This window comes from Enterobacter cloacae complex sp. 677-3DZ2D5B, assembly GCF_004136695.1.
Lineage (GTDB): Bacteria > Pseudomonadota > Gammaproteobacteria > Enterobacterales > Enterobacteriaceae > Enterobacter > Enterobacter hormaechei_C.
Genome location: NZ_QFLS01000016.1, coordinates 167,930 through 192,599, shown reverse-complemented (window position 1 = coordinate 192,599; position 24,670 = coordinate 167,930). Strand labels below are relative to the sequence as shown.

Below are 24,670 nucleotides of genomic sequence, written 5' to 3'. Positions count from 1 at the left end.
AATATATTGTGCCTTCCGGCTTGATGGATTGCGTTACAGATTTTTAAGCGATGAAGGAAGGGTCACTACGAAGGGTATCTATGGATAACAATCTGGACTGCTTTACTAAACTGCTTTAGGTCTGTGTAACAAACCGACGAACATAGTTATACCGATGTGGTAGATGAATGACAAGCGTTATTTTCATCAAGCATAAAAAAACCCCGCCGAAGCGGGGGTTTTTCTTATTCCGTAGCAGCGACCGCTGCGCTCCAGGCCTGGCTAAAGGCCTGATGCTGGGACGCGAGCGGACCGATCAGCGCGTTATACTGGCTCGCCTGCTGGGAGGTCGGGAACTGGATACCGTTAGAGACAAAGCTCACCTGCGTACCTTGTTCACTAATAAAGTCACCCACCTGGACCAACTGCTGAGTAAAGACCTGCGCCGCCGGGATCAGCGGTTGCAAAGCGTTTGACGGCTTGGTCACGACTTTCTCATACACCTGGTCATAGACCGGTTTAAGATCCTCGCCCTGCTTCAACGCGGAACGCGACGCATCAGCCTGCATTTTGGCATTTTGCAGCTGCTGGCTCAGTACCCCAAGCGCGCCATTTGACTGGCGTAGCGGTTCGCGCTGGGTCATATAATCCTGTGGAACACGGATGGCATTCACGCTATCCACTACCGGGCGAATACCGGAATCCATCGCCTGGCTTACCTGCTGTGAATAGCCATACAGAATGGCGTAATCCGACACGAATGGACCAAACTGTTTTTTCTGATCCGCAGTCAGCGTTGGTAAACGCTCGCCGCTACGCATCACTGTATTCTGTAGAAAATCGATAAACGCTTTGCGCTGATCGCCTTCTTTATCGAAACACCCACTCAGGCTAACAACCATCAATAACGCCGCAATAGGCGCAAACCAGCGAGAGCAGGACTTTCCTGTCGCCATTTTATTACTCCTTTCACCCAAAAAGCGCACACCGGCACACGCGTGCCCAACGCTGACAAGGATAGTCCAGGTCAGCCTTGCAAGATAGAGTTTTCATGCAAAACGGGTATTCCCGTTTTTGTACTGACTATTTACAAAAAAATACCTGTGAATCCCTACATATGACTAATCAGGTAATTAGCATAACTATCCATATAGCTGAAACGTGTAAAGCGATCGTTATCGCACAATTAATCACAGCCGTGACGATCCTGTGTCTGGTTTAGGGACTATTCTTAACAGGCTCTCTGATGTTCATGATCCCGATGTGTGATTTATGAGGAGTTCTCAATGGAATTAAAAGATCCTGAGTTTGAGCTGCTGAGCAGCCTGGAACAGATTATTTTTAAAGATGTACCGCCGACGGTTACCCTGAATCAAAAGCCCAATCCTTTTAGTGAATTTGAGCGTTTACGCAAAGGATCGGGCCTGAAAACAGATGAATTCGCAAGAGCGATGGGTGTCAGCGTAGCAATGGTGCTGGAGTGGGAGTCAAAACGTGAAAAACCTACCCCAGCCGAGCTAAAGCTGATGCGCCTGATCCAGGCAAACCCTGACCTTCGCAAGCAGTTAGCCTGATAAAGTTTGTTTGCCCCCGCCCTTGCGGGGGCTTGTGTTTACAGGCTTTCACATCGCCATCCCGTCTCTTCCCACACCAGTTCATGCGTCAGCTTCAGCCCTGCCAGAAAAGCTTCATCGTGCGACACCACCAGCAGCGCGCCGGGATAATCGGCCAGGGCCGCTTCAATGGCCTGAACAGAGGCCAGATCAAGATGGTTGGTCGGCTCATCCAGAAGCAACAGCTGCGTTGCCGCTTCACGCCACAATACGCAGGCCAGCGCGGCCTTCAGGCGCTCGCCGCCACTCAGTTCGGCCAGTGGTAGTGTCACTTTCTCTGCGCCCAGTTGAAGCTGCGCTAAACGGGTACGCAGCGCCCCCTCTTCGAGCGGCGTATTGCCCAGGCTAAGGTGAGTCATCACCGACTGCGACAGATCCAGCCGGGAAAGATGCTGATCGAGATAAGCACACCTGACAGAGACCTTACAGATTCCCGTAACAGGGGCGGTTTCGCCCAACATCACTTTCAACAGCGTGGATTTTCCACAGCCGTTCGGCCCGCGTAGCGCCACGCGCATCGGGCCATCCATTCGCCAGTTTATCGGTGGGACAGGCACGTGCGGAAGCACCAGTTCTTCCAGCACCAGCACCTGTTTCCCTTCCGGGATTTCACTGCCCGGCAGGGTAAACATCACCGCATTATCCTCTTCAACCCGCTCGCGTGCCTGGTTGACCGCAGCGTTCAAAGCATGGTTTTGATCGCTATGCTGTTTTTTCCAGGAACCAATACGCTCTTTCGCCGCCCCTTTGTATTTGACCCGTTCAAACGAGGCGATGTTAAGGCTGTCGACCGTGCGAAGCGTTTTGGCTGAACGCCGCAGGCTGTCGTCATGCTCTTTATGCATACGGGCGCGGGTACGCTTGCGCTCGGTGGCAGCATGCTCCAGCGCGGCGCGGGCAGCCAGCTGTTCAGCATCACGCTGGGTTCGATAGTCAGCATAATTCCCACCGTAGCTGCGCAAGCCCAACGCGCTCAGTTCAAGGATTCGCGGTACCTGGGCCAGCAACTCACGGTCGTGAGAGGCCACCAGCACCCCGCCCTGATACCTGGAAAGCTGCTCGTAGAACCACTTGCGGCCTTGCCTGTCGAGGTGGTTGGTCGGTTCGTCCAGCAGCAGGTAGTCAGCATCCGCGGTGAATGCGCTGCACAGCAAGGCACGAATGCGCTCGCCACCGCTCAACTCTGCCGCGCGTTTACTCGGGTCAAAAGGGGGAAGTTTTGCAGCGATAAAAGCCTGGCTCAGCCGTTCAGCCAGATCCCAATAACCGTCGAGCGTGTCGAGATCGTCGGGTTCATAATGACCGCTGTCGATGCGCGTGCGCGCCGCAAAGATCGCGTCGTAACCAAGCAGTTCGGCAAGCGTGGTATCCGCAGAAATATCCTGCTGCTGCGCCACGTAGACGTGTGTACCAAAGCGTTCAATATGACCGCTGGCGGGTTCATCAACTCCTGCCAGCAACCGGAGAAGGCGTGTTTTACCGCTGCCGTTGCGGCCAACCAGCGCGCACACTGACGCATCCAGAGAAAGATTCAGTGGACCATAAAGGATATCGCCCGTCGCAAACTGACAGGTGACCTGATGCAAAATAAAAGAGGGGGACTGCGCAAAATGAGCCATAAGCACTCCTGAATGAAATCAAAACATCCCCTGCGGACGCGATGCGTTGAGCAAGGATCAAAATTCATCAGTCGTGTTTGTTCATTTTTGGGGGGCGCTCCTGAGGGCGAAATTTAACGGGAACAAGAATAACGGCAATGCGCCGCCCATTTCAAGGTTAAATTTTCACCAGGCTATTGCCCGAGCATAAAAAACCCGCCGAAGCGGGTCTCTCAATCAGATAAACGCAAACGCATCGCCAAACAGACGATCTTCCCGCGCGTCACGCTCGTTGCAGAACAGGTCGCGGGCAATTTTTGCCATTTCAAAGCGACCGGCAATGTAGATATCGTGCCCGGCCAGCGTCCCGTGATCCTGCAATACCGCAGTCAGCACCGTACCGCTGCGCCCGCGCCAGCCCTCTTCCGGCTGCTCGACAACCGGCTCAATGCGCAGGTTTGGATGATTTACGCTCAGCGCCTCCAGCTCAGACAGATCGTAAAGGTGCTTCTCTTCACGGCCGCCCCAGTAGATGGTGATATCGCGATTTGGATTACGCGCCAGCGCCGTCAGCAGAATAGAGCGGACATAGGAGAAGCCCGTGCCACCGGCAATCAGGATCAGCGGACGGTCTTCGTCTTCACGCAGCCAGGCCTCGCCATGAGGAATATCGACCACGATTTCACGCTCTTTCAGGATGCGGTCCATCACGGCCATCGCGTACAGGTTAAGCTCAGACGCACCAATATGCAGCTCAATAAATTCCTTCTCTGCTGGCGTTGAGGCCATAGAGAAAGGACGCTTATCACGCTCGTCCATCACGACCATCAGGTACTGACCGGCACGGAATGAGAATGCCGCTTCAGGAACCAAACGGACGCGATATACGGTGTCGGTAATAGCATCTACCGACGTCACTTTACAGCTTAAGGTTGTCATTCGCTCTCTCTGTCGGGAAGTCTATAGGGCTAAACGGTCTTATTCTGCCTTACCGTTATTCATTATGGCCAGCTCGTCCCAGATCGCGTCAATTCGCGCGGTCACGGCAGGATCTTTTTCGATCGGGCGACCCCATTCACGGTCGGTTTCGCCAGGCCATTTGTTCGTGGCATCCAGTCCCATTTTTGAGCCAAGTCCGGAAACCGGCGAGGCAAAATCCAGGTAATCAATCGGCGTGTTTTCCACTAACACCGTATCACGCGCCGGATCCATACGCGTGGTGATGGCCCAGATAACGTCATTCCAGTCGCGGGCATTGACGTCATCATCGCAGACAATCACAAACTTGGTATACATAAACTGGCGCAGGAAAGACCATACGCCCATCATCACGCGCTTAGCGTGACCGGCATACTGCTTCTTCATCGTCACCACCGCCAGGCGATACGAACACCCTTCCGGCGGCAGATAAAAATCAACGATTTCCGGGAACTGCTTTTGCAGGATCGGCACGAACACTTCGTTCAGCGCCACGCCCAGTACCGCCGGTTCGTCGGGTGGACGGCCGGTATAGGTGGAGTGATAGATGGCATCTTCACGCTGGGTAATGTGGGTGACGGTGAACACCGGAAAGTTATCCACTTCGTTGTAATAGCCGGTGTGGTCGCCGTACGGCCCTTCGGGTGCCAGCTCGCCCTGTTCAATGTAACCTTCCAGCACAATCTCTGCGCTGGCCGGTACTTCCAGGTCATTGGAGATGCACTTCACCACTTCGGTTTTGGTGCCGCGCAGCAGTCCTGCAAAGGCATATTCAGACAGCGTATCAGGAACAGGCGTCACCGCGCCCAGGATGGTTGCCGGATCGGCACCCAGCGCGACGGAAACCGGGAAGCGTTCGCCCGGATGGGCCGCGCACCACTCCTGGAAATCCAGCGCCCCGCCGCGATGGGACAACCAGCGCATGATGAGCTTGTTTTTGCCAATCAGCTGCTGGCGGTAAATGCCGAGGTTTTGACGCTCTTTATGCGGCCCACGCGTCACGGTGAGGCCCCAGGTGATCAGCGGTGCGGCATCTTCAGGCCAGCACTGCATGATGGGAATTTTGGTCAGATCCACCGCATCGCCTTCCAGCACTTTTTGCTGGCACGGCGCACCGCGCAGGCGTTTGGTGGGCATGTTCAGCACCTGCTTAAACTGCGGCAGCTTGTCGAACAGGTCGCGGAACCCTTTTGGCGGCTCCGGCTCTTTCAGAAAGGCCAGCAGTTTGCCCACTTCACGTAACGCTGTGACATCTTCCTGCCCCATCCCCAGCGCCACGCGGCGAGGTGTGCCAAACAGGTTGCACAGCACCGGCATGGTGTAGCCTTTTGGGTTTTCAAACAGCAACGCCGGGCCGCCCGCGCGCAGGGTGCGGTCAGCGATTTCTGTCATTTCCAGATACGGATCAACAGGAAGCGTAATGCGTTTGAGTTCGCCCTGCTTTTCCAGCAGCGCCAGGAAGTCGCGTAGATCGTGGTATTTCATGCAGTTAATCATGGCCTCTCTGTAAGCGCTTCATTATACGGCGTAAGACCGCGTGATGCTGTAATTTTGTTAAATTAGCGTGAACTTCCACGACTTACTCTCTTTTTCGCCATTATAATCACCTTAGCGATCCCGCCAGGGTTTTGGTATGCTTGCGCCCCGAACAATGGGAAGAGTGATTATGCAGGCCTGGTATTTACTGTATTGCAAACGCGGGCAACTTCAGCGCGCGCAGGAACATCTTGAACGTCAGTCTGTTAACTGCCTGACACCCGTGATCACGCTTGAAAAAATGCAGCGTGGAAGACGCACGACCGTCAGTGAGCCTCTGTTCCCGAATTACCTGTTCGTCGAATTCGACCCCGAAGTGATCCACACCACGACGATCAGCGCCACGCGCGGCGTCAGCCATTTTGTGCGTTTTGGCGCCCATCCGGCAAGAGTACCGTCATCGGTTATTCATCAGCTTTCTGTCTACCAGCAGCCTGAAGATATTACCGATCCGGAAACCCCTTATGCCGGCGACAGCGTGGTGATCACCGAAGGCGCCTTTGAAGGCTTACAGGCCATCTTCGCTGAGCCGGACGGTGAAGCGCGCTCCATGCTGCTGCTCAACCTGCTGAACAAAGAGGTGTTGCAGAGCGTGAAAAACACCGATTTCCGCAAAGTTTAGAACTGCACGCCGAACAGACGACGCACGTTATCATCGGTTTGTGCTGCCAGCCACTGCACATCTTCTCCCAGCCAGTGCGCCACTCGCTCAGCAATATGCCCCAGGTAGGCCGGTTCATTACGTCGTGATGGCGGTTTGGGCTGCATATCCCGGGGCAACAGATACGGCGCATCCGTTTCCAGCAGCAAACGATCGGCCGGGATAACGGGTAACAGCTCACGCAGTTCCAGCCCACGACGCTCATCGCAGACCCAGCCCGTGATACCCAAATAAAGCCCGCGGTTCAGGCAATCCAGCGCTTCCTGACGGGAGCCCGTAAAGCAGTGCAACACCGCGCCCGGCAGTTTCTCCAGCCAGGGTTCCAGTAGCGCCATAAAACGTTCATGCGCATCGCGACAGTGCATAAACACCGGCATCTCCAGCTCTGCTGCCAGCGCGAGCTGGGCGGTAAATGCCTTCTCCTGCTCTTCAGGCGTCGAGAAGTTACGGTTGAAATCAAGCCCGCATTCGCCAATGGCAACCACTTCTGGCGTTTGTGCCAGACGATGAAGCGCCTCAGCGCTTTCATGCGTCCACTGGCTGCTGTCATGAGGATGCACGCCTGCGGTGGACCAGCAGTGTTGATAGCGTTGCGCCATCTGCCGTGCCTGCTCACTCTCATGCAGATTCGTTCCCGTCAGTAGCAGCCCACCCACGCCGGCGGCAAAGGCGCGCGCCACCACCTCATCGTGGTCTTTCGCAAACTGGGAGCTAGTGAGGTTAAGCCCGATATCAAACATACGTATCCCCATATGACAACCGCCCTGACGGGCGGTTGGTTTTATTCTTTAGTGGTCTCTTCAGACGGCTCGTCTTCTTCGTCCCGGGTACGCCCCTTTCCGACGTAGAAACGAGCGAAGAATACGCCGACTTCAAACAGGCAGTACATCGGTATCGCCAGTAAGGTTTGCGAGAAGACGTCCGGTGGCGTTAACAGCATACCTACAACAAATGCCCCCACCAGGATGTACGGGCGCTTCTTACGCAGATCGTCAGGCGTGGTCACCCCTACCCAGCAGAGCAGGACAATCGCTACGGGCACCTCGAAGGCGACACCAAAGGCCATAAACAGCGCCATCACGAAGCTGAGGTAGCTGGCGATGTCCGTCGACACCTGCACCCCTTCTGGCGCGGTATGCGTCAGGAAGCCAAAGGCCAGCGGGAAGACAACGAAGTAGGCGAACGCCATGCCGATATAAAACAGCAGCGAACTGGACACCAGCAGCGGAATAACCAGCTTGCGTTCATGCCTGTACAGCGCGGGCGCCACAAATGCCCAGACCTGATACAAAATGACCGGTGCAGATGCAATCAACGATACCCAGAAGGTCAGCTTGATGGGGGTAAAGAACGGTGAAGCAACGTCCGTTGCAATCATCGTCGCGCCCAGCGGCATCTGTTTAATCAGCGGCGCGGAAACCACCTGATAGATATCGTTGGCGAAATAGACCAGACATAAAAAAATGAGGAAAACCGCAATAATGCAGTTTAACAGGCGCTTACGCAGCTCAATGAGGTGCGCAATCAGCGGTTGAGTATCATCTACTGCCATGTTTACGCTTTATCACTCGACGAGGGGGATGATTCGGAAACGGGCGCGGCGGGTTTTACCTCAGCCGTTTTGACCACGGGCTCTTCCGGCGGCACCTGCTTTTTCACTTCGGGCTCCTGCGGCGATTGCTCTGGCGAAGCGGCCTGATGCTCCGCGCTGGAAGGCGTCACACCCTCGCGCTGCTCTTCGCTGCCCTTCACCACCGGATTATGGATGGTGTTTGCTTCATCGCTCGCCTTCTCAGGATCGTTAATGCTGTATGAGCGCTTCATGGATTCAGCCGCTTCGCGTAACTCATCCATTGATGCTTTCAGCTCCGGCGTCAGGTTATCCATGCTCGCCTTTTCAACCTTTTTCAGGCTGTCCTGAAATTCCTGAAGCTTCAGCTCCTGTGCCAGCTCGTTCTGCACGGTAGTTGCCAGCGAGCGAAGTGCCCGCACCCAGCCCGCGACGGTTTTCACCGCAACGGGTAAACGCTGCGGCCCCAACACAATCAGACCAATCACAAAGACCAGCAGTAACTCACCAAAACCAATGTCGAACACGAATTACACCTGCTCTTTATCGTGACGTTTAGCCTCTTCCTTTTTGGCTTCGTCCTGCTTATCGGCGATGGATTTAGCGGTAAAATCAGCATCCTGACTGGTTTTTTCCTGCTTATTCTCATCATCGCTCATGGCTTTCTTGAAGCCTTTGATTGACGCGCCCAGGTCGGAACCAATCGATCCGAGTTTTTTCGTGCCAAACAGCAGCACAACGATGACGGCAATGATCACTAACTGCCAGATACTGATACCACCCATGCGTGTTCCCCAGTGATAGATGATTAATTAGTCAGATCGCATTATACGTATGCAATCTCTCGATAGCGACGCTAATTCAGCGCGTTTTTCGCCAGCCAGCAAGCCAGACAACCACACCGGCAGCCATAATCCAGGCTGGCATCATTTCCCAGTCCGGACGATTGATCAACAGCAACGTGCCGCTTATCAGCAGCGTCGCGCCAATTCCGAAGAGATAGCGGGACTGCCCCTGACGCACGCGACTGGATTGAAGCTCGTGCGCGATTTTATCCATGCTGTGCTGAAGGTTCTTGCTCTGACGCAAACTGTCGTAAACCAGTTCAGGAATTTCAGGCATTTTTTCAATCCAGAACGGGCCTTTCTCTTTAAGCGAGCGAACCAGGGCTGGAATACCGACCTGATCCTTAATCCAGGATTCGAGGAACGGTTTCGCGGTTTTCCACAAGTCTAACTGAGGATAGAGCTGGCGGCCTACGCCCTCAACGTAAAGTAATGTTTTCTGAAGTAAAACTAATTGTGGCTGCACTTCCATATTGAAACGGCGTGCGGTGTTGAACAGGTTGAGCAGGACGTGTCCGAAAGAGATCTCCGAGAGCGGCTTTTCAAAAATCGGCTCACAGACGGTGCGGATCGCAAATTCAAACTCTTCCACGTTGGTATCTGGCGGAACCCAGCCTGAATCCACGTGCAGCTCGGCCACCTTACGGTAGTCGCGATTGAAGAAAGCGATAAAGTTCTCGGCGAGATAACGCTTATCCTCTTTATTCAGCGAGCCGACAATACCGCAGTCGATGCCGATGTATTTAGGATCTTCCGGGTGCTCATAGCTGACAAAAATGTTGCCCGGATGCATGTCAGCATGGAAGAAGCTGTCGCGGAAAACCTGAGTAAAGAAGACCTGCACGCCACGTTCGGCCAGCAACTTCATGTTGGTGCCCTGTTTTTCCAGCGCCGTCACGTCCGAGACCGGAATACCGTAGATACGTTCCATCACCATCATGTTCTGACTGCAATAGTCAGAATAGACTTCAGGAACATACAGCATCGGGCTGTCTTCAAAGTTTCGACGCAGCTGAATGGCGTTCGCCGATTCACGCAGCAGGTTAAGCTCATCAATCAGCGTTTTTTCGTATTCCCGTACCACTTCCAGCGGACGCAGACGGCGGCCATCCGGCAACAGACGCGGCACCCAGCGAGCCAGGCGATAAATCAGCTTCATGTCTGCTTTGATAACCGGCAGGATATCCGGACGAATCACTTTAATGACCACCTCTTTGCCATTTTCCTTCAGGCGCGCAGTATGAACCTGCGCAATAGAGGCAGAGGCCAGAGGCTGAATATCGAAATCATCAAACCAGGTCTCGATGGGGATATTGCCCATCGCTTCTTCGATTTGTTTCTTCGCTCTCTCTCCGTCAAACGGAGCGACGCGATCCTGCAATAGTGCGAGCTGATCGGCAATCTGCGGTGGAAAAAGGTCGCGACGTGTTGAGAGCATCTGCCCAAACTTGATCCAGACCGGTCCCAGCTCCTGCAACGCAAGACGCAGGCGTGCGCCCAGCTCCTGATCCTTATGGCGATTCGGCATCCAGAACAGCGTGCGACGCCAAAGCCGAAGCGGCAGGGTGATACGCATTCTGGGGATAAGCTCGTCGAGCCCGTAGCTCAAAAAGGTGCGAACGATAAAATAGAGGCGCCGAATTTCACCAGGCGTCATTTGCCCTCCAGTTTTTCCAGCCGTTTGGTTAACGCATCAACTGCGCGCTCAACTGCCGCGGTCTCTTCTGCAAACCAGGCGACTTCTAAAGGCCCCGGCGCCATACGCCACTCTTCGGTCAGCACCTCGGCAGCGTAGCGCTGTTGACGGAGCAGACCTTTACGCAGGAAAGCGGAACCCGTGCGCAGCGTTTTGCTTATCCCTTCAGCCGCGATGTCGCCGATATAGGGCGCCAGCAGTTCCGCCGGGTCGAATTCAGCCTGATCGCTGAGTGCAACGAAGTTCTGTACCACCTGAATATCGCCTTCGACCTCCAGCTCACCGCTGCGAATAAGCGCCGTCATCTGCTGACGGTCACGCAGTTTTGGTAAGACGCTCATGTGCGTAATTACCGAGCAATCAGCTTCGCCTTCCCACTCCCCCAGAACGTCAAGCCGGCGTTCGCTGAAGACCAGCACAAGCGGCGTCGAGAACTCCTTTAACACGATGCGCAGCACCTTTCCGTTAAGCCGCTGACGTGCGGTTTTCAGCGCCGGAGCGCGATACAGAAAGGCATTCAGTACATTCTCGATGCCTGCGGTGACTAAGGGTTTAATGGGCACAGGAAACCTCCACTCAGAACTTGTAACCACGATGCAGCGCGACGACACCCGCCGTCATATTGAAGTATTCCACGTTTTCAAACTCGGCATCCTGCATCATCGCTTTCAGCGTGTCCTGATCCGGGTGCATTCGGATGGATTCGGCCAGATAACGGTAACTTTCTGCATCGTTTGCCACCAGCTCGCCGATGCGCGGCAGAACGTGGAAGGAATAGGCATCGTAAGCTTTGCTTAGCGGGTCGATAATCGGTTTAGAAAACTCGAGAACCAGCAGTCGGCCGCCCGGCTTCAGCACGCGGTACATGGAGCGCAGCGCTTTATCTTTATCGGTCACGTTACGCAGACCGAAAGAGATGGTGATGCAGTCGAACGTATTATCCGGGAACGGCAGCGCTTCGGCGTTGGCCTGAACATATTCAACGTTGCCTACCACGCCGATGTTACGCAGCTTTTCGCGTCCCATTTTCAGCATGGAGTCGTTGATATCCGCCAGCACCACGCGGCCGGTTTCGCCAACCAGACGGGAGAATTTAGCGGTCAGATCCCCTGTGCCTCCGGCTAAATCCAGCACCGTTTGTCCACGGCGCACGCCGCTGCAATCAATAGTGAAGCGCTTCCACAAGCGATGAATGCCGAATGACATCAAATCATTCATCACATCGTACTTCGCCGCCACGGAATGAAATACGTGGGCCACCATGTCAGCTTTCTGCGCTTTGGCGACAGTCTGAAAGCCAAAGTGCGTTGTGTCTTGTGAATCGTCAACCATCTCAGAGCCTGCTAATCAGTCAAATGTTCGTGAAGTGTAACAGATTGGGCGCATTTGCCCTACGTTTCAACCACCGTGAAAGAAACGTGCCGGCTGCGCTTCGGGGGATAAACTCGCCGCTAAACCGTTGTCTTCATTGCGGCTATTTTGCTCACCGTCGCCTTCACGCAGACGAAACTCTTCGTCCTGAGCGGTAGCCTGCTCCACCAGTTCCGGATTAATCTCGCGTTTAACTTCCACCCCCAGGCTGCGAAACGCCTCCGCCTGCGCCAGCAAATTGCCGCGCCCGGAGGAGAGTTTTTTCATCGCCTGGCGGTAGTTATCCTGCGCGCGCTCCAGGCTTTGCCCTACCGAGGACATATCGTCCACAAACAGCCGCATTTTGTCGTACAGCTTGCTGGCGCGATCGGCAATCTGCTGCGCGTTACGGCTTTGGTGCTCATAACGCCACAGGTTGGCAATGGTACGTAACGCCACCAGTAGCGTGGTGGGGCTGACCAGCATAATGTTATTTTTCAGCGCTTCGGTGATCAGTTCGGGCTGTCTGTCGAGCGCCAGCAGGAAGGCTGGCTCAACCGGAATGAACATCAGCACATAATCCAGCGATCGCAGCCCCGGCAACTGCTGATAATCTTTTCTGCCCAGCAGACGGATATGGTTACGCACGGAGGCGATGTGCTCCTGCAACGCTGTTTCGCGGGTGTAGTCATCTTCCGCGTTGAAGTAGCGCTCATAGGCCACCAGCGTCATTTTGGCGTCGATAACCACATCTTTGCCCTGTGGCAGACGAACAATGACATCCGGCTGCATCCGCGAGCGCGCATCGTTTTCAATGCTGACCTGCGTTTCGTATTCGTATCCTTCGCGCAGGCCAGAGGCCTCCAGCACGCGCGTCATGACCACTTCGCCCCAGTTTCCCTGCGCTTTGTTATCACCTTTCAGTGCGCGCGTCAGGTTAACCGCCTCCTGCGCCATCTGCGCATTCAGCTGCTGGAGATTACGAATTTCATGCGCCAGCGTGTGGCGCTCGCGGGCCTCCTGACCAAAGCTGTCCTGCACCTGACGGCGAAAGCCGTCCAGCTGTTCACGCAGCGGCGTCAGCAGGCTGTTCAGGCTCTGACGGTTCTGCTCATCCACGCGGCGATTGCTGTGCTCAAAAATGCGGTTCGCGAGGTTCTCAAACTGCTCGCTAAGACGCTGCTCGCTGTTGATCATCTGACGGATTTTGTCTTCGGCGTGCAGTTGGGTGGACTCAAGGCGGGTGGTCACTTCCCGGAGATCGGCCTCCAGCGAGGTGTTAATGTCGCGCAGATTGCGCAGTTCGTTATTGAGCAGTTCACACTCATCGCGCCAGTGGTCACTCAGCGCAAGCTGTTGTTTCGTCGCGCTGAGTTCGGCGACGATCTCTTCGCGCTCTGCCAGCTGATCGGCTTTCTGCTGAGCATGTTGGTAGCCGCAAATGAGCCAGCCAATCCCCACGCTCACCAGCGCAACTACCGCATAAACCAGGATTGAAATATCCACAATGCCCCCTGCATCCACGTCTAACCCGCACAAAATAGAATTGTGCTGTATGAACGTCCAGTTTGAAAGGGTTTTCCTGCGAGGCGTTACGCAAAAAGAAAAGGCCGAGCATGTCGGCCTTTTAGCACTGAAGAGAGAATTAGATCAGGCGGCGCGCCGCTTCAACCACGATTTTCACCGCATGGCTTTCAGTCTGCTTCATGGTTTCAGCGTTCGGGATCTCCTGTTGGGTACGGTTGACGATAACGCCCGCCACCATACCGGCACGCAGACCCTGGCTCGCGCACATGGTCAGCAGCGTCGCAGATTCCATTTCGTAGTTCATGACGCCCATCGACTGCCACTCTTCCATGGAGCCTTTGAAACGGCTCACCACGCGACCAGAGAAGGTGTCGTAACGCTCCTGGCCCGGGTAGAAGGTATCGGAAGAGGCAGTTACGCCCACGTGGGTGGTGGCGCCCACGGATTTCGCGGCTTCAACCAGCGCGGTGGTGCATTCGAAATCGGCCACTGCCGGGAATTCCATCGGAGCAAAGTGCAGGCTTGCCCCGTCCAGCCGCACGGATGCGGTGGTAACCAGCACGTCGCCCACGTTGATGTGCGGCTGAATGGCGCCTGTGGTGCCGATGCGCAGGAAAGTATGAATGCCCAGCTGCGCCAGCTCTTCAACGGCGATAGAGGTAGACGGGCCACCAATACCGGTAGAGCACACGATCACCGCTTTACCGTCCAGCTCTGCGCGCCAGGTGGTGAATTCGCGATGCGCTGCCAGCTTAACCGGCTTATCCATCAGCGCGGCGATCTTTTCCACACGCTCTGGATCTCCAGGGACGATAGCAAGCGTAGCCCCTTGTAAATCGTTTTTAGTGAGGCCGAGATGAAAAACATCAGACTTAGACATAGGTGACTCCTCTGTGGGTCGGTTTGTCAGAAGAAGTAAAACGGTACTTTACAGAAGCAATGTGCATTATTTCGTGACACACCTCACCATGAATGAAAATGATTGCAGTTAATTTCCATAAAATAGCGATTCACATCACATTAACAAGTTATATCGCCGGGTGCTGCACAAAAGATAGACGCTATAAGGCACTGTGGGTTGTTAACCTGGTGTCTATATTTATCTTTGCGCTAATCCATTCATTGGTACGGAGAATGCCATGACTGAAAAAATCGGTTTTGCACCTGCTGCGGCCCCGCACGCTTCAACCATCGTCTCAACCCCTGAAGAAGCCATTACCGCAGGCGAGACCTCCATTCCCTCCCAGGGAGAGAACATGCCAGCGTACCACGCGCGGCCAAAATCTGCCGATGGCCCGCTGCCCATCGTGATCGTGGTGCAGGAAATATTTGGCGTTCATGAACATATTCGCGACCTCTGCCGCCGTCTGGCGCTGGAAGGTTACCTGGCCGTTGCGCCGGAACTCTATTTCCGTCAGGGCGATCCGAATGATTACAGCGACATCCCGACGCTGTTCAGCAACCTGGTCAGCAAAGTGCCGGACGCGCAGGTACTGGCCGATCTCGACCACGTTGCCAGTTGGGCGGCGCGCAACGGTGGCGACCCGCACCGTCTGATGGTGACCGGCTTCTGTTGGGGTGGACGCATTAGCTGGCTGTATGCCGCGCACAATCCGCAGTTGAAAGCGGCCGTGGCCTGGTACGGCAAACTGGTGGGCGAAAAGACGCTGAACTCGCCGAAACATCCGGTTGATATCGCCACCGATTTAAATGCCCCGGTGCTAGGGCTGTATGGCGGTCAGGATACCGGCATTCCGCTTGATACCGTCGAGACCATGCGCCACGCGCTGCGGGCGGCAAACGCGAAGGCCGAAATCGTGGTGTACCCGGATGCGGGACACGCGTTTAATGCCGATTATCGTCCGAGCTATCACGCGGAATCCGCGAAAGATGGCTGGCAGAGAATGCTGGCGTGGTTCAGCCAGTACGGCGGGAAGAAAGCGTAATACCAAAAGCCCGGTGGCGGCTACGCCAACCGGGCAATCCAGCCCCACTACGCCTGACGCAAATTCTGCGCCGCCTGCACCATGTTCGCCAGCGCCGCGCGGGTTTCAGGCCAGCCACGGGTTTTCAGGCCGCAGTCCGGGTTTACCCACAGACGTTCCGCCGGGATGCGCTGGGCCGCTTTTTGCAGCAGCGATTCAATCCACTCCACGCTCGGCACGTTAGGGGAGTGAATGTCATACACGCCCGGCCCGATTTCGTTCGGGTAGTCGAACTCTTCGAACGACTCCAGCAGCTCCATGTCTGAACGCGAGGTCTCGATGGTGATCACATCGGCGTCGAGCGCGGCAATGGAGTCCATGATGTCGTTAAATTCGCAGTAACACATGTGGGTGTGGATCTGCGTGTCGTCCTTCGCGACGGCCGCGTTGAGGCGGAACGCCTCCACGCCCCACTGTAAGTAAGCATCCCAGTCGCTGCGACGCAGCGGCAAGCCTTCACGCAGCGCCGGTTCGTCGATCTGAATGATGCCAATCCCCGCCGCTTCCAGATCCGCCACTTCATCACGCAGCGCCAGGGCGATCTGTTTGGCGATGGTTTCCCGGGAAACATCTTCACGCGGGAACGACCAGCAGAGAATGGTCACCGGCCCCGTCAGCATGCCTTTTACCGGTTTGTCGGTCAGAGACTGGGCATACTTCGCCCACTCCACGGTGATCGCTTCCGGGCGGCTGACGTCACCGATCACCACCGGCGGCTTCACGCAGCGGGAGCCGTAGCTTTGCACCCAGCCGTTCTGGGTAAAGACAAAGCCGTCCAGGTGTTCACCGAAGTATTCCACCATATCGTTACGCTCGGCCTCGCCGTGCACCAGCACGTCCAGACCCAGACGTTCCTGCTCGACGATCGCCTGTTTGATGTGTTCCGCAATGCCGGTGCGGTAGTGATTCGCATCCAGATTGCCCTTTTTGAAGTCCAGGCGCAGGCCGCGGATCTCGGTAGTCTGCGGGAAGGAGCCGATGGTTGTGGTCGGCCACGCGGGCAGGTTAAAGCGCGCACGCTGGGCTTCGGCGCGCACTTCATACGGGCTCTGGCGCTGGCTGTCCCGGGCAGTGATGGCCGCCAGACGTTTTTCCACCGCCGGGTTATGCACGCGCGTCGAGTGACGGCGCGCCTGGATCGGAGCGCTCCAGTGGGTAATCGCTGCCGTGTCGCCGCTGTTCAACGCGTCGCGCAGTAGAGCCAGCTCCTCACACTTTTGCAGGGCAAAGGCAAACCAGCTTTTCACCTCAGGGTCGAGTCGGGTCTCTACGCTCAGGTCGATCGGGCTGTGCAGCAGGGAACAGGAAGAGGCTACCCACAATTCACGTTTACCGACAATGTCCTTAATTTGTGCATATTTCTCGGTGAGATCGGCACGCCAGACGTTACGACCATTCACCAGACCGGCAGAGAGCAGCCACTCCGCAGGCAGACGCTTGTGCAACTCTGCCACATCGTCTTTGCCGTGAACGAGATCAACATGCAGACCCTGAACCGGCAGCGCAGTAATGGTGTCGAGGTTAGGCGTTACGCCCTCGAAATAGGTGGTCAGCAGCAGCTTCACCTGGCCCGTGAGCGCGTCATACGCCGGTTTGAAGGCATCCAGCCACGCCTGCGGCAGCTCAAGCACCAGCGCCGGTTCATCGATTTGCACCCACTGAATACCGCGCTTACCCAGCTCAATCAGCACCTGCTTATAAACCGGCAGAATATCGTTCAGCAGGCTGAGGCGGTCGAACTGCTCACCTTTCACTTTGCCCAGCCACAGGTAGGTGACCGGCCCCAGCAGCACGGGTTTCACCTGGTGACCCAGCGCCAGCGCTTCGTCCACTTCATCCAGAAGCTGGGTCCAGGTCAGTTTGAACTGCTGGCCCTTAACGAACTCCGGCACCATATAGTGATAGTTGGTGTTAAACCACTTGGTCATTTCCGCCGCTGCCGCTGGCTCACCCGTTGGCGCGCGGCCACGGCCGATGCGGAACAGGGTATCGATATCCACCGATCCATCGCTGTTCTGATGACGAGCCGGCACGTTGCCAAGCAGCAGGCTGGTGGTCAGAACATGGTCGTACCAGGCGAAATCGCCCACCGGCAGCAGGTCTACGCCCGCCTGTTTTTGCTGATCCCAGTGACGCGCGCGCAGCTCGCGTCCCACCGCCAGCAGTTCTTCGCGGGTGGCGTTACCCGCCCAGTAGCTTTCTTGCGCTTTTTTCAGCTCGCGACGCAGACCAACGCGAGGGAAACCGAGAGTGTGAGTGCGGATTGTCATGGCATACCCCTTGTAGAAATTCGTTATTTAGACGTCCAGATGTTTACACTTCTATAATTGGCAGGTACTGTATATTCCTCAAGCGCAAAATGTTCATGCCGAAGTGAAGGACTTTCATGATCGAGATTAAACACCTGAAAACGCTACAAGCGTTGCGGAACTGCGGTTCTCTTGCGGCGGCAGCGGCCACGCTGCACCAGACTCAGTCTGCCCTTTCTCACCAGTTCAGCGATCTGGAACAACGCCTCGGCTTTCGTCTTTTTGTGCGTAAGAGCCAGCCTTTGCGCTTTACGCCGCAGGGCGAAATTTTGCTTCAGCTGGCGAACCAGGTGCTGCCGCAGATTGCCAGCGCGTTGCAGTCCTGCAACGAGCCGCAGCAGACCACCCTGCGCATCGCCATTGAGTGTCACAGCTGTATTCAGTGGCTGACCCCCGCGCTTGAGAACTTCCGCCAGAAGTGGCCGCAGGTGGAGATGGACTTCAAATCCGGCGTCACGTTTGATCCGCAGCCGTCGCTTCAGCAGGGTGAGCTGGATCTGGTGATGACCTCAGATATTCTGCCACGCAGCGGTCTGCACTATTCGCCAATGTTTGATTTTGAGGTGCGTCTGGTGCTGGCCCCGGACCATCCGCTGGCCGCCAAAACGCGTATCACGCCGGAAGATCTGGCAACGGAGACGCTGCTGATTTACCCGGTACAGCGCAGTCGTCTGGATATCTGGCGCCATTTCCTGCAACCCGCGGGCATCAGCCCACAGCTGAAAAGCGTGGATAACACGCTGCTGTTAATTCAGATGGTGGCGGCCAGAATGGGAATTGCGGCGCTGCCGCACTGGGTGGTCGAGACGGTTGAACGCCAGGGTCTGGTGGTTACCAAAACCCTGGGTGAAGGACTGTGGAGCCGGCTGTACGCCGCCGTGCGCGATGGCGAGCAACGTCAGCCAATTACGGAAGCGTTTATTCGCTCAGCGCGGAACCACGCGTGCGACCATCTTCCGTTTGTGCGGAGCGCGGAGCGACCCAGCGGCGATGTACCCACAGCGAAGCCAGGATCACCGTTCCCCCAATAAGGAAACTCGGCCAGTGCGGCTGCTCCTGCCAGATGGCGAGGTTCACCAGTAGCCCCGCCGGCACGTGCACGTTGTTCATGATCCCCAGCGTTCCGGCGTCTACCTGCGTCGCGCCGTAGTTCCACATAAAATAGCCCAGCCCCGACGCCACCACGCCCAGCCAGACCAGAACGCTCCACTGCACGGGGGTGGTCGGCAGCTTTTGCGGGTTGCCGAGCATAAACCATGCCGCAATCGCGACAATCGCCGCACCCATATAGAACCACGCAAACGCGTTATGCTGCGGCATCGGGCGGGTCTCCATCAGGCGTTTGTAACCCACCATCCCGATGGCAAAGCTGATATTAGCGAGCTGGACGAACATCAGCCCGGTCCAGAAGTGATCGCTTACCTTGTCATAGCGAATAATCGCCGCGCCAATGACTGCCAGCGCAGCGCTCAGCAGATATCCCCAGCGCAGGCGGCGCCTGCTGAGCAGGTCATAAATCAGCGTGATGTAGAGCGGCGTCAGCACGGTGAAGAGCAGAAATTCCGAGACGGACAGGTAAACGTAGGCCCGGAAGCTGAACAGGTACATGATGCCGAGCTGCATCGCGCCTACCAGCATGTACAGCAGAATAGTTTTTAGCGATTGCCCGCGGGTACGCAGGAACGGCAGGAACACCAGCGCCGCCAGCCCCACGCGCATCAGCACCGAAAAGTAGCTGTCGACCGATCCGGCAAGGTATTCGCCAATCAGACTAAAGGAGAAGGCCCACAGGATAGTCGTGATAATGAGTAGCGCCACAATGCTTGTCTCTCAGAAAGAAGGAGAGGCATTGTAGCGAACTCTTTAGTTGACATCTGAACAATAAACAATCAAATGAAGATTATTCAAGGAACAGTTTGCGCAAATACTTAGGTACCGCGTTGTCTGCGTTCGTGCCAATCACTTCCAGCTCCGGGTGCAGATCTTTCAGGCGCTGGTGCGCGTTCTGCATGATGCAGCCTTTACCCGCCATGGAGAGCATCTCGGCATCGTTCATGCCATCGCCAAAGGCGATACAGTCTTTCAGATCAAAACCCAGCCGTTTCGCTACCGCTTCCAGCGCGTGACCTTTGGACACCCCGCCCGCCATCACTTCCAGACAGGTCAGCGTGGAGAAGCTCACGTTCACGCGGTCGCCCCAGCGGGCGTTGATCGCCTGCTCCAGCGGCAGTAACTCCTCATGATTTACACAGGTGAAGAACACCTTACTGATCCCTTCCGGCTCCAGCAGACCCGGCTCGTACAGTGAGTACTGGAATACGGCTTCCTTGAAGAAGCGCATCTCTTCCGGGCGATGGCGGTTCATAAACCACTCGTCGTCGCGGTAAACGTTAGTCACGATATCCGGGTTGTTATGCACAATGCCGAACAAATCGGTGGCGATGTCACGATCGAGATTATGGGTAAAAATCAGGTTGCCGTCCGTGTCATGTACGCGCGCACCGTTAGAGGTGATCATGTACGACTTGATCTCCAGGTTATCGCGGATCTGCCCCACGTCCACGTGGTGGCGACCGGTGGCGAACACGAAGTTCACGCCACGGGCAGTCAGGAGTTTTAGGGTCTCTTTCGCATAAGGCGACAGGGTGTGGTCGGGGGAAAGCAGCGTGCCATCTAAATCAGATGCAACAACCTGGTACATAGGGATTTCAACCTCTGGTGGAAAACAATAATCAGTTATGCCTGTTGAAAAATTCAACAATGGCGTTGAGCGCGACTGAGCGCATAGCGTCCTTTTCAAAAAGGATCTCATGGTACGCACCGTTGATGACCAGCGGTTTACCCCCTTCACAGGGATGGCCCGCAGCGGCGCGAAGTTCACAATAGCGGTCATGCATGCGGTTATCCACCACACGCTCTTCTTCCGCCTGGATCAGGAGCGTCGGCGTGTCATCATCGCCTACGCCTGCCAGCACCTGTTCACCGGCATGAATACCTTCCCGCACCCAGTGCCAGGTGGGGCCGCCGACCCGCAGACGCGGTTCATCGGCATAAAAACGCAGGTTGCGCCGATAACGCTGCCGACTGTGGGTTAACACGTTGATGGCAAACGGTAACGCCCGCCAGCGTCCTGTTCCGATGGCATAGCCTTCTCGAATGCGCTGATGGCCCTCAGCCCAGTCGAGAAGATGGCGCACCATCCAGTCAGGAAAACGTATCACAATGCCGTACATCGGCGCGGTCAGCGCAATGGCGTCGCACTGGTGCTTATGGCGCTGCAAAAACAACGTCGAGATCGCGCCCCCCATGGAGTGGGCAAGAATATAACGCTTGCGCCACGGTCCGGGCTGCACTTCCTGCTGCCAGAACGCGGCCAGATCGTCGACGTAATCGCTGAAGTTATCCACGTGGCCGCGATGGGTATCCGGTAACATCCGGCCAGAAAGCCCCTGCCCGCGATGGTCGATAATTAACACATCAAAGCCCAGATGGAACAGGTCATACGCCAGCTCGGCATATTTGATATAGCTTTCGATGCGCCCGGGGCAGACCACAATCACCCGGTCATTTTTTTCATCACGGAAACGAACGAAGCGTACCGGGATTTCCCCGACGCCCATAAACTCATCTTCCTCACGCTGGCGCCAGAAATCGGTCAGCGGCCCCATGGAGAAAGCAGCAAATGCGTTTTCTCGTGTTTCCCAGTCCTTTTTCTGCTGAAACATTGGGTTTCCACCCCCCGTAATTCAGGGAATATCGTTTTTTTCGTCACCGGTCACAAAATGACTCAACAATAGCGTATTGTGGCATAAAAACAGACGATCCGGGAGTTTCAAATGACCTTCGAGTGGTGGTTCGCCTACCTGCTGACATCCATCATCCTCAGCCTTTCACCTGGCTCGGGCGCAATCAACACCATGACTACCTCCATTAATCACGGCTATCGCGGCGCGGTGGCGTCAATCGCCGGTTTACAGACCGGGCTTGGCATTCATATTGTGCTGGTGGGGATTGGTCTGGGCACGCTGTTCTCCCGTTCGGTGCTGGCCTTCGAGGTGCTGAAATGGGCTGGCGCAGCGTATCTTATCTGGCTGGGCATTCAGCAGTGGCGCACCGCTGGCTCGATTGATCTGCATACGCTCTCCCGGACGCAAACACGCGGCCACCTGTTTAAGCGCGCGGTGTTCGTTAACCTGACCAACCCGAAAAGCATCGTGTTCCTCGCCGCCCTGTTCCCGCAGTTTATCGTGCCGCATCAGCCACAGGTGATGCAGTACGTGGTGCTGGGCGCAACCACCATTATTGTCGATATCATTGTGATGATTGGTTACGCGACGCTGGCGCAGCGAATTGCGGCGTGGATCAAAGGGCCTAAGCAGATGAAGGCCCTGAACAAAGTCTTTGGTTCGCTGTTTATGCTGGTTGGCGCGCTGCTTGCGTCAGCGCGTCATGCTTAGCGAGAAATGATGAGATGAATGCCGAAGCCGGCGAACAACGCGCCGGCGAAGCCGTCGATCCACTTCGCGATGCGCTGGTAGCCGCGACGCATCGCCGGTAAGGCAAACAGGCTTGCCACAACGGTAAACCAGGCGAACGTTTCCACAACGATCAGCAGGAAGATCCCCCAGCGCGCGCCCGCGCCGACGTTATCCCCCACAAACAGCGAGAATACCGAGCCGAAGTAAATAATTGCTTTCGGGTTCGCCAGGTTGGTCAGCAGCCCTTTCACAAAGCTACGGCCGCCCGTTGCCAGCTCAACCTTTGGCTCTTCCGGCTTGTTCTCTTCTTTCTTCAGCGCCCCGCGCAGCATCTGGTAGCCCATCCAGCACAGGTACAGACCGCCGCCAACCATAATGATGTTATGCAGCCACGCCATTTTCGCCAGGATCAGGTTCAGACCGAGCAGCGCAACCGCCGCCCAGACCATGACGCCCATGGTAATACCGAGCACACCCATCATCGCCTCTTTGCGGGAGCGGCTGACGGCCGTTTGCGACACGAAGAAAAAATCAGGGCCTGGGCTCATCAGCGCAACGATGTGCACTAACGCCACGGTGAGAAATAGCATTAACATAATTAGCTCGCGGGGAAATAATACAGTGAGTCACCATCCTGGCACTTTTTCGCCCGGCTGACTACTCCTCATCATCACCATCAGCGTGGGAACGGATGAGCGCCATAAACTCTTTACCGAAGCGCTCCAGCTTGCGCGTGCCGACGCCGTTGACGCTGAGCATCTCGCTGGCGCTGAGCGGCATTTGCTCGGCCATCTCGATCAGCGTCGCGTCGTTGAACACCACGTATGGCGGGATGTTCTCTTCATCGGCAATAGCTTTACGCAGCTTACGCAGCTTGGCGAACAGCTTGCGGTCGTAGTTACCGCCGTAGGATTTTTGCATCACGCGCGGCTTCAGGGCGACGACGCGCGGAACGGCGAGCTTCAGTTCAACCTCGCCACGCAGGACAGGTCGCGCCGCTTCGGTCAGCTGAAGCGCAGAATGCTGGGCAATATTTTGCGTGGCAAAGCCGAGGTGGATCAACTGGCGGATAATACTCACCCAGTGCTCATGGCTCTGGTCTTTCCCGATGCCGTAAACCGGCAGCTTGTCGTGACCCATATCGCGGATACGCTGGTTGTTAGCCCCGCGCAGCACTTCAACGACGTAGCCCATCCCAAAGCGCTGGTTCACGCGTCCGATAGTCGAGAGCGCTTTGCGCGCGTCCATCAGGCCATCGTACTGCTTCGGCGGGTCGAGGCAGATATCGCAGTTGCCGCACGGCGCCTGACGCCCTTCACCAAAGTAGTTGAGTAACACCAGACGGCGGCAGGTTTGCGCTTCGGCGAAGGCCCCCATCGCGTTAAGCTTGTGGCGTTCGATATCCTGCAACTGCCCCTGCGGTTTCTCTTCCAGACAGCGGCGCAGCCACGCCATATCCGCCGGGTCGTAAAACAGCATCGCTTCCGCAGGCAGACCATCACGCCCGGCGCGGCCGGTTTCCTGATAGTAGGATTCGATATTGCGCGGAATGTCGAAATGCACCACAAAGCGCACGTTGGGCTTGTTGATCCCCATCCCGAACGCCACCGTTGCGACCACGATTTGCAGGTCGTCGCGCTGGAATTTTTCCTGCACGTCGGCGCGGATGTGGTTCTCTAACCCGGCATGGTATGCCGCCGCGCTAAAGCCGCGATTTTGCAGACGCGCAGCGGTGTCTTCCACCTTTGCGCGGCTGTTGCAGTAGATGATGCCGGACTTGCCGCGCTGCTCCTGCACGTAGCGCAGGAGCTGATCCAGCGGCTTGAACTTTTCCATCAGCATATAGCGGATGTTCGGGCGGTCGAAGCTGCTGACCTGAATATACGGGTCGTTCAGTCCCAGCAGGCGAACGATGTCCTGACGCGTGGTGTCGTCCGCCGTGGCGGTAAGCGCCATAAACGGCAGCTCGGGGAAGCGCTGACGAAGCTGGCCGAGGGCGGCGTATTCCGGGCGGAAATCGTGCCCCCACTGGGAGATACAGTGCGCTTCATCCACCGCCAGCAGCACCGGGTTCCAGTGCGCCAGGTGGTCGAGGAAGTTGTCCAGCATCAGGCGCTCTGGCGCGATATACAGCAGGCGAACCTGTCCGGTGCGGCACCCGGCCATCACCTCTTGCTGCTGCTCGCGAGTTTGCGTTGAGTTAAGACAGGCCGCCGCCACGCCGTTGGCGAGCAGCTGGTCGACCTGGTCTTTCATCAGGGAAATAAGGGGTGATACCACAACCGTCAGGCCATTAAGCACCAGCGCGGGCACCTGATAGCAGAGCGATTTACCGCCGCCGGTCGGCATGACCACCAGGCAATCGCGGCCTTCCAGAACGGTTTCAATGATGGTTTCCTGGCCAGGACGGAACTGCTGGTAGCCAAAGGTTTCATGCAAAACCTGTTTAGCCAGCGATTCCTGATTCAATACTTCCGCCTGCGCCACGTTAACCCCATATGCCAGAAATGAAACAGGCGCTATTTTCAGCGCCTGAGAGAGAAAC

The 24,670-nt window shown here is 56.2% G+C and carries 24 protein-coding genes; 5 read left to right on the top strand and 19 right to left on the bottom strand.

What is annotated here, in order from left to right:
* Positions 1-224: 224 nt before the first annotated feature.
* Positions 225-935: a DUF3053 domain-containing protein gene (locus tag DD597_RS21020; RefSeq protein WP_017383576.1), complete on the bottom strand. Its 711-nt coding sequence runs from the start codon at positions 933-935 to the stop codon at positions 225-227.
* A 330-nt stretch (positions 936-1,265) separates the two neighbouring features.
* On the opposite strand from DD597_RS21020, the gene DD597_RS21015 reads away from it, so the two are divergent.
* A complete protein-coding gene (locus DD597_RS21015) occupies positions 1,266-1,553 on the top strand; it encodes an HTH-type transcriptional regulator (RefSeq protein WP_129256561.1) in 288 nt (95 codons plus the stop codon).
* A 38-nt stretch (positions 1,554-1,591) separates the two neighbouring features.
* Here DD597_RS21015 and DD597_RS21010 read toward each other — a convergent pair whose 3' ends face one another.
* From DD597_RS21010 to ubiD, 3 genes are all read right to left on the bottom strand, one after another.
* Positions 1,592-3,211 (bottom strand): ABC-F family ATP-binding cassette domain-containing protein, encoded by a 1,620-nt coding sequence (locus DD597_RS21010; RefSeq protein WP_129256560.1) that lies wholly within the window; start codon positions 3,209-3,211, stop codon positions 1,592-1,594.
* Between the two features lie 216 nt (positions 3,212-3,427).
* Positions 3,428-4,129: an NAD(P)H-flavin reductase gene (gene fre, locus DD597_RS21005; protein WP_003860778.1), complete on the bottom strand. Its 702-nt coding sequence runs from the start codon at positions 4,127-4,129 to the stop codon at positions 3,428-3,430.
* A gap of 39 nt (positions 4,130-4,168) precedes the next feature.
* Positions 4,169-5,665: a 4-hydroxy-3-polyprenylbenzoate decarboxylase gene (gene ubiD / locus DD597_RS21000; RefSeq protein WP_022650184.1), complete on the bottom strand. Its 1,497-nt coding sequence runs from the start codon at positions 5,663-5,665 to the stop codon at positions 4,169-4,171.
* A 169-nt stretch (positions 5,666-5,834) separates the two neighbouring features.
* Between ubiD and rfaH the strand changes: the two genes are divergently transcribed.
* Positions 5,835-6,326 carry a transcription/translation regulatory transformer protein RfaH gene (gene rfaH / locus DD597_RS20995; RefSeq protein WP_003860779.1) on the top strand — a complete coding sequence of 164 codons (492 nt, stop codon included), beginning with the start codon at positions 5,835-5,837 and terminating at the stop codon, positions 6,324-6,326.
* Here rfaH and tatD read toward each other — a convergent pair.
* The 9 genes from tatD to udp form a co-directional block, all read right to left on the bottom strand.
* On the bottom strand, positions 6,323-7,105 hold the full coding sequence (gene tatD / locus DD597_RS20990) for a 3'-5' ssDNA/RNA exonuclease TatD (RefSeq protein ID WP_032608224.1): 783 nt from the start codon (positions 7,103-7,105) through the stop codon (positions 6,323-6,325). The genes rfaH and tatD overlap by 4 nt on opposite strands.
* Before the next feature lie 41 nt (positions 7,106-7,146).
* Positions 7,147-7,917: a Sec-independent protein translocase subunit TatC gene (tatC, locus tag DD597_RS20985; RefSeq protein ID WP_023315191.1), complete on the bottom strand. Its 771-nt coding sequence runs from the start codon at positions 7,915-7,917 to the stop codon at positions 7,147-7,149.
* A gap of 2 nt (positions 7,918-7,919) precedes the next feature.
* Entirely contained in the window at positions 7,920-8,462 is a 543-nt protein-coding gene (gene tatB / locus DD597_RS20980) for a Sec-independent protein translocase protein TatB (RefSeq protein ID WP_129256559.1), read from the bottom strand.
* A gap of 3 nt (positions 8,463-8,465) precedes the next feature.
* Complete coding sequence (gene tatA, locus DD597_RS20975; RefSeq protein ID WP_003860787.1) at positions 8,466-8,720, bottom strand: Sec-independent protein translocase subunit TatA; 255 nt, start codon at positions 8,718-8,720, stop codon at positions 8,466-8,468.
* Positions 8,721-8,796: 76 nt separating this feature from the next.
* Positions 8,797-10,437 (bottom strand): ubiquinone biosynthesis regulatory protein kinase UbiB, encoded by a 1,641-nt coding sequence (gene ubiB, locus DD597_RS20970; protein WP_022650180.1) that lies wholly within the window; start codon positions 10,435-10,437, stop codon positions 8,797-8,799.
* Positions 10,434-11,039, bottom strand: a complete 606-nt coding sequence (locus tag DD597_RS20965) for an SCP2 domain-containing protein (RefSeq protein WP_045342699.1) — start codon at positions 11,037-11,039, stop codon at positions 10,434-10,436. Before DD597_RS20965 ends, ubiB begins: the two co-directional genes overlap by 4 nt.
* A 13-nt stretch (positions 11,040-11,052) precedes the next feature.
* Entirely contained in the window at positions 11,053-11,808 is a 756-nt protein-coding gene (gene ubiE, locus DD597_RS20960; RefSeq protein WP_003860790.1) for a bifunctional demethylmenaquinone methyltransferase/2-methoxy-6-polyprenyl-1,4-benzoquinol methylase UbiE, read from the bottom strand.
* Positions 11,809-11,874: 66 nt separating this feature from the next.
* Positions 11,875-13,332, bottom strand: a complete 1,458-nt coding sequence (rmuC, locus tag DD597_RS20955) for a DNA recombination protein RmuC (protein ID WP_096946566.1) — start codon at positions 13,330-13,332, stop codon at positions 11,875-11,877.
* Positions 13,333-13,471: 139 nt separating this feature from the next.
* Positions 13,472-14,233 (bottom strand): uridine phosphorylase, encoded by a 762-nt coding sequence (udp, locus tag DD597_RS20950; protein WP_129256558.1) that lies wholly within the window; start codon positions 14,231-14,233, stop codon positions 13,472-13,474.
* Positions 14,234-14,492: 259 nt separating this feature from the next.
* On the opposite strand from udp, the gene DD597_RS20945 reads away from it, so the two are divergent.
* A complete protein-coding gene (locus DD597_RS20945) occupies positions 14,493-15,299 on the top strand; it encodes a dienelactone hydrolase family protein (protein ID WP_023302906.1) in 807 nt (268 codons plus the stop codon).
* A 47-nt stretch (positions 15,300-15,346) separates the two neighbouring features.
* Here DD597_RS20945 and metE read toward each other — a convergent pair whose 3' ends face one another.
* A complete protein-coding gene (gene metE / locus DD597_RS20940; protein WP_063158852.1) occupies positions 15,347-17,608 on the bottom strand; it encodes a 5-methyltetrahydropteroyltriglutamate--homocysteine S-methyltransferase in 2,262 nt (753 codons plus the stop codon).
* A 116-nt stretch (positions 17,609-17,724) separates the two neighbouring features.
* Between metE and metR the strand changes: the two genes are divergently transcribed.
* Positions 17,725-18,678 (top strand): HTH-type transcriptional regulator MetR, encoded by a 954-nt coding sequence (gene metR, locus DD597_RS20935; RefSeq protein WP_015570000.1) that lies wholly within the window; start codon positions 17,725-17,727, stop codon positions 18,676-18,678.
* Here metR and DD597_RS20930 read toward each other — a convergent pair.
* The 3 genes from DD597_RS20930 to pldB form a co-directional block, all read right to left on the bottom strand.
* The gene (locus DD597_RS20930) at positions 18,566-19,465 is read right to left on the bottom strand and encodes a carboxylate/amino acid/amine transporter (protein WP_003860795.1); all 900 of its coding nucleotides are present in this window, start codon (positions 19,463-19,465) and stop codon (positions 18,566-18,568) included. The two genes, metR and DD597_RS20930, sit on opposite strands and share 113 nt — an antisense overlap.
* 82 nt (positions 19,466-19,547) lie before the next feature.
* Positions 19,548-20,348 (bottom strand): sugar/pyridoxal phosphate phosphatase YigL, encoded by an 801-nt coding sequence (yigL, locus tag DD597_RS20925; RefSeq protein ID WP_003860797.1) that lies wholly within the window; start codon positions 20,346-20,348, stop codon positions 19,548-19,550.
* 31 nt (positions 20,349-20,379) lie between these two features.
* Positions 20,380-21,372: a lysophospholipase L2 gene (pldB, locus tag DD597_RS20920; RefSeq protein WP_015570002.1), complete on the bottom strand. Its 993-nt coding sequence runs from the start codon at positions 21,370-21,372 to the stop codon at positions 20,380-20,382.
* A gap of 111 nt (positions 21,373-21,483) precedes the next feature.
* Here pldB and rhtB point away from each other — a divergent pair, with 111 nt between their 5' ends.
* Entirely contained in the window at positions 21,484-22,104 is a 621-nt protein-coding gene (gene rhtB / locus DD597_RS20915) for a homoserine/homoserine lactone efflux protein (protein WP_129256557.1), read from the top strand.
* Here rhtB and rhtC read toward each other — a convergent pair.
* Both rhtC and recQ read right to left on the bottom strand, forming a co-directional pair.
* On the bottom strand, positions 22,101-22,721 hold the full coding sequence (gene rhtC, locus DD597_RS20910; protein ID WP_023323988.1) for a threonine export protein RhtC: 621 nt from the start codon (positions 22,719-22,721) through the stop codon (positions 22,101-22,103). The genes rhtB and rhtC overlap by 4 nt on opposite strands.
* A gap of 61 nt (positions 22,722-22,782) precedes the next feature.
* Complete coding sequence (gene recQ / locus DD597_RS20905; protein ID WP_003860800.1) at positions 22,783-24,612, bottom strand: ATP-dependent DNA helicase RecQ; 1,830 nt, start codon at positions 24,610-24,612, stop codon at positions 22,783-22,785.
* Between the last annotated feature and the right edge of the window lie 58 nt (positions 24,613-24,670).